The organism is Phytoactinopolyspora endophytica (assembly GCF_004138495.1).
In the GTDB taxonomy this organism is placed as follows: Bacteria; Actinomycetota; Actinomycetes; order Jiangellales; family Jiangellaceae; genus Phytoactinopolyspora; species Phytoactinopolyspora endophytica.
The window spans coordinates 208,896-214,185 of record NZ_ML142860.1; the positions used below are offsets into that span (position 1 = coordinate 208,896).

A 5,290-nucleotide genomic window follows, 5' to 3' on the forward strand; every position below is an offset into this window, starting at 1 on the left:
GTGCCGTCGCGTCCTGGGGAACGGCCGACCGTCCGGACGGGTCGAATGAGAACAGCGCCGTGGCATCGTCATCTCCGCCCGTGCCGGCCTCAGCGCCGTCGAGCGGGCTCCACCTGCAGCTGACCCGCCAGCGGCCGTCCTCGCCCCGCCACGCGTCCCAGACGAGCGCGTCGGGCTGGGCGCCGACTGAGGCGGCATAGTCCGCAGCGGCCGACTCCAGGGTGCGGACCGGTCCTTCTCCCGCGAGCCGCTTCAGGTGAGCCTGGCGGGCCCGTTCAGCGATATGCTCACGCTCCGCCAGTACCGGCCCGGCGAAGCGCCTGACCTTCTCCAGCGGCATAGTAGCGGCCGCGGCGACGGACTCAACCGACTCGCCGGCCCTGATCCGGGCCTGTATGTCCCGCGGACGCAGTTGGCTTTCGAGCTGAATCTCCAACTGTCCCAACCTCGCTCGGTCGCCTCGGATCGCGGCGTGCAAGCGCTCGTCGGCCCGCAGCGCGAATTGCTCGTCACCGTCAGAGAGGATCAGATACGCGCAGTCCTCGCTGACCGCCGTCAGCCGAAGCTCGCGCACCGTACACCTCCCCAGCCTGGCTGTCTTCCATCGTCGCTTGTGGGGGCCTTTGTACCAAGCCGCCACGCCGCGCCGGCGGGCCGTGTTTCCTTAAGAATCTCCGAGAACCCTGTGAGCGTATCCGAGGTTTGTCCACGTTGGACAGCCTGTGGGCCACGCGCCGTCGTCGAATTGCCTGCGCTGGCACGTGAGAGGTCGCGCAACGAATTCTCCGCATCCGCTGCGCGACTCTATTCGCTCCGGACGTCGAACCCTCTCTCGTAACGGCTCGAGTGTTCCTCCGTCACCTGCGTCCCGTCCTCCTTCTCCACCTGGTGGACCGATTCGCCGGTGATTTCGGTGCTGGAGAAGGCGGGCAGTGGGAATTCAAGGTCGCCGGTGCTGGTGGTGCTGGAAGTCCTGGAACCGCTCACCAATTCGGTGGTCTCACCGTCCTCCTCGACCACTTCCGGCGCATACTCGTCGACCCAGTCGATCTGGACCTCGTACGAGTCGCCGTCGAGCGCGACCAGCGTGTACTCGGTGTGCCAGCACTGCTCGACGCCGTTCGCCCCGGTGGAAGCACGCGTCGACCACTCGGCGCCGACGCCGACGGGCTCTTCGGGGAACGGCACGGCCATCTCGGTCAGCTGCCATTCGAGGTCACCGAAGACCAGAGGCGCCTCGTGGCCGGCGCCCTCATTGGAGGTGGGACGTCCGGCGATCTCCGCGTCGAGGACGGCACCGGTGCGGGTCGTCGTGATGTTGCCGTCGAACCCGGCCACGTCGCGGACCGCATCCTCCATCGCGACGTGCGATCCGCTGCCAGGCGCGGCCTCGTCGAAGACGAACGACATGGTGATCCGGTCATCGCTGACATCCTCGACGGTGACCACCATGCCGAAGAACATGTCCGGCGGCGAGACCATGTTCTGCTCTTCCCCGTCGACCACCAGCTCGTCGTCGTACGTCAGATAGGTCTCAAGCTCCATGCTGTCCCCGACAGTGGGGGAGAGCTCCATCGCCTGGCGAGGCTCGGCGCCCGGATCGTCGAGGTCGACCTGGGCCGTGTCCGGGCAGTCACCGTCTGCCGTAGCGGCTTGGTCGCCGGCGGCGTCATCGCCGCTGCCGTCGCCGCCGCTCCCGTTCCCGTCGTCGCTACATGCGCAGAGCGTCAGCACGAGAACGGCACTGGACAGGTACGTGATGATCCGGGACACTCCAACTCCCTGATTCTCTGGACGACGGCCGCACGCAGCGTCCGAGATCGACGGCGCCCAGGTGCCTCCCGCGTCGCCGCCCTCGGCGCGGTGTACGAGCCTGCCATGCCCGCTCTTCCACGGAGGGCTCGGGGTCACGACGGCAGTCCGGTGGGGGATGTCGACGACCCTGGGTACAGATGCTCGACGCGCTCTTGGGAGGATCGGGGGGTGAGTAGTTCGGATTCTGCGGATCCTCGTCTGGAACCGTACGATGCGTTGCTGGTCCTTTCATTCGGTGGGCCGGAGGGCCAGGACGACGTCATCCCGTTTCTGGAGAACGTCACCAGAGGCAAGGGGATACCCCGTGAGCGGCTGGAAGAAGTCGGCGAACACTACCGCGCCTTCGGCGGGAAAAGCCCGATCAACGACCAGAACCGGGCGCTGATCGCCGGTCTTGAACACGAGCTGGCAGAGGCCGGCCTGTCCATCCCCGTGTACTGGGGTAACCGGAACTGGCATCCGTACCTGGTCGATGAGCTGCGGCGGATGGCGAACGACGGCATCACCAGAGTGGCCGCCTTCATCACCAGCGCATATGACTCGTATTCCGGTTGCCGCCAGTACCGCGAGAACCTGGCCGACGCCGTAGCCGAGGTCGGGCCTGATGCGCCGAAGATCGACCGGCTGCGGCACTGCTTCGATCACCCGGGGTTCATCTCGGCGAACGCCGACGGTGTGGTCGGTGCGCTCGGAGATCTCTCGCGTGCCGGTGCCGAACGGGCCCGGCTGGTGTTCGTCACACATTCCATCCCGGTGGCCATGGCGGAGACGTCGGGTCCGCACGGCGGTGCGTACGTCGCCCAGCACGAGGCGGTGGCCCGTGCCGTGGCGGCCCAGGTGGCCGAGCGGACTGGTGTGTCGTACGAGTACGACCTGGTCTACTGCTCGAGGAGCGGTCCGCCCCAGATGCCCTGGCTGGAGCCGGACGTCAATGACCATCTGCAGGCTCTTGCCTCGGCGGGCGTGCGTTCTGTGGTGATGGCTCCGATCGGCTTCCTCTCCGACCACATGGAGGTCGCTTACGACCTGGATACCGAGGCGATGACGACTGCCAAGTCGCTGGGCATAGAGGCGGCCAGGGCGGCGACGGCGGGCACACACCCCGACTTCGTCTCGGCCGTGGTCGACCTGCTGCTCGAGCGTGCGGCTGTGGAACGCGGGGAGGACGTGAGCAGGGCCAGCGTCGGCCCGCCTGGTCCGGCCCCGGATGTGTGCCCTGCCGGCTGCTGCCCGAACCCGCGAGGTGAGCGGCCGGCGCTGTGCGGCGAAGACGAACCGAGTTACCCGCACGTTGGCACAAAATGATCATGTTTGGCAGGAAGCCTACTGCACATGATCATTTCGGATGAGGAGAACCTGTGCAGGACATCGATGTGAAGAGTCTGGTCGATCTCGCGGTCAGCGCGGCCCACGAGGCCGGTGCGCTGGCACGGGACCGCCGTCGAGCGGTGGAGCGGATGGCGGTCGCCGCCACCAAATCCACCCCCACCGACGTGGTCACCGAATCGGACACCGCGGCCGAACAGCTGATCCGTGACCGCCTGCTGGCCGTGCGGCCGGGCGACGCGATCCACGGCGAGGAAGGCGGGCACAGCGCCGGCGACTCCGACGTCGTCTGGGTGGTCGACCCGATCGACGGCACCGTGAACTACCTGTACGGGATCCCGCAGTACGCCGTGTCCATCGCCGCGCAGGTTGACGCGACGGTTGAGGCGGGCGTGGTGTACAACCCGGCCAGCGACGAGACATGGACCGCTGTCCGTGGCTCGGGTGCCCTGCTCAACGGCGAGCCGATCGCGGTAACCGGCTGCGCCGACCTGTCGCTGGCGCTGGTCGGCACCGGCTTCGGGTACGACGCGGGGCGGCGGGCTCGGCAGGCCGCGGTCCTAGCCGAGCTGGTGCCCGTGGTCCGGGACATCCGGCGTGCCGGGTCCGCGGCGCTGGACCTGTGCGCCGTGGCCAGCGGCCGGCTCGACGCCTACTACGAGCGCGGCCTCAACCCTTGGGATCGTGCGGCAGGCGGGCTCATCGCGGCGGAGGCGGGAGCGGTCGTCAGCGGGCTGTACGGTCAGCCCCCGGCCGAGGCGATGACGTTCGCGGCCACGCCGGGGATCGCGGAGGATCTGCGGGCACTGCTGGAGCGGCTCGGCGCGGACCGCGTTTAAGAGATCTCGGCTCTCGGATGCCGTAGTCCAGGGTGTTCGGGCGGGAGCGAGCGCTGAATCACCCACCACGAGACGGCAAGGCACAGGGCGATCAGGGGCCAGCTCAACGCGACGCGCGCCCCGCCGAGCGCGAGCGCCTCGTCGGCCCACCACAGCGGAGCGAAGACGGCGACCCTGATCACGTACTGGAGCACCCATATCCAGCTGCCACGGCTGTAGGCGCGGAGCAGGGCGGGGTCGCGTCGCCACCGGGTCTTCTGGCCGAGGACGGCTCCGACGACGACGCCGAGCAGCGGCCAGCGGACGATGATGCTGACCGCCCAGGCGAGAGCGCTCGCCGCATTGGACGCCAGCTGGAGTACGAAGAAGTCTGCCGCCCGGCCGGTGCGCAGCACGATCAACGCGGCGACGGCCACCGTGAGCATGCCGACCATTGCGGCCCTGGGACGGGCGCCGCGCCGCAATCGCCACCCGGCCACGGCAGCGGCGGCGAGGAGCGCGGCGATCACCCCAGCGGTGACCGACTCGCCGGCTGCAAGCCAGACGGCGACGAACACCACCGGCGGGATGGTCGCGTCGATCGCACCGGTACGTCCGCCGAGCAGTGCGGCCAACGACTCAGGCTGGCGCGCGCCGGCCGCCTCGGGAAGACCGGAGTCACTCTCAGGTACGCCCGAGCTGCCGTTGACAGACCACTTGGGCTGCTGGTCATCGGAGTGCGGCCGCACGGATCTTTCCTCGCGTCGTGATACGCCCCAGTCTATCCGTTGCCGGACGCCCCTGAACCGCCCTGGTTCGGTCGAGAAGCGTTGTCATGTGCCACTAGAGGCCCTCATCGGGGCCCAAAACGGCACATGAAGCCGGCCTTACTTGATCGCGCCCATCGACAGCCCGCGGACGAGCTGCTTCTGGGCCGCCCAGCCCGCCAGCACCACCGGCAGCGAGGCCAGGGTCGCCGCGGCCGCCATCTGTGCCCAGAACAGACCCTCGCTGGTCATGAAACCGACCAGGAAGAGCGGGACGGTAGCCGACGTCGAGGCTGTCAGGTTCACCGAGAAGAAGAACTCGTTCCAGGAGAAGATCACGCAGATCAACGCGGTGGCGGCGAGACCGGGAGCCACCATCGGCAGCAGCACCTGAACCATGGTCTGGCGCAGTGTGGCGCCGTCCACCTGGGACGCCTCGAGGACCTCCCGAGGAATCTCCTGCAGGAACGAACGCATCATCCATACCGCGATGGGCAGGTTCATCGCCGTGTAGAGAAGGATCAGCGTCCACACGTTGTCCAACATGCTGATCTGGCCCGCGAT

Annotated in this window: 6 protein-coding genes; 2 read left to right on the forward strand and 4 right to left on the reverse strand. The window is 68.2% G+C overall.

Features of this window, described 5'->3' with window-relative positions:
- Both sepH and ELR45_RS22175 read right to left on the reverse strand, forming a co-directional pair.
- On the reverse strand, nucleotides 1-574 hold a 574-nt coding region (gene sepH, locus ELR45_RS22170), incomplete at its 3' end, for a septation protein SepH (RefSeq protein WP_165368006.1).
- 230 nt (nucleotides 575-804) lie between these two features.
- On the reverse strand, nucleotides 805-1,773 hold the full coding sequence (locus ELR45_RS22175) for a hypothetical protein (protein ID WP_129668271.1): 969 nt from the start codon (nucleotides 1,771-1,773) through the stop codon (nucleotides 805-807).
- Nucleotides 1,774-1,983: 210 nt separating this feature from the next.
- Between ELR45_RS22175 and ELR45_RS22180 the strand changes: the two genes are divergently transcribed.
- Nucleotides 1,984-3,120 (forward strand): ferrochelatase, encoded by a 1,137-nt coding sequence (locus tag ELR45_RS22180; protein WP_205857040.1) that lies wholly within the window; start codon nucleotides 1,984-1,986, stop codon nucleotides 3,118-3,120.
- Nucleotides 3,121-3,173: 53 nt separating this feature from the next.
- A complete protein-coding gene (locus tag ELR45_RS22185) occupies nucleotides 3,174-3,980 on the forward strand; it encodes an inositol monophosphatase family protein (RefSeq protein ID WP_129668273.1) in 807 nt (268 codons plus the stop codon).
- Here the strand turns inward: ELR45_RS22185 and ELR45_RS22190 are convergent.
- On the reverse strand, nucleotides 3,977-4,594 hold the full coding sequence (locus ELR45_RS22190; protein ID WP_420813930.1) for a DUF3159 domain-containing protein: 618 nt from the start codon (nucleotides 4,592-4,594) through the stop codon (nucleotides 3,977-3,979). The two genes, ELR45_RS22185 and ELR45_RS22190, sit on opposite strands and share 4 nt — an antisense overlap.
- A 252-nt stretch (nucleotides 4,595-4,846) precedes the next feature.
- Nucleotides 4,847-5,290: carbohydrate ABC transporter permease (locus ELR45_RS38710; protein WP_205857041.1), on the reverse strand; the 444-nt coding region annotated here is incomplete at its 5' end.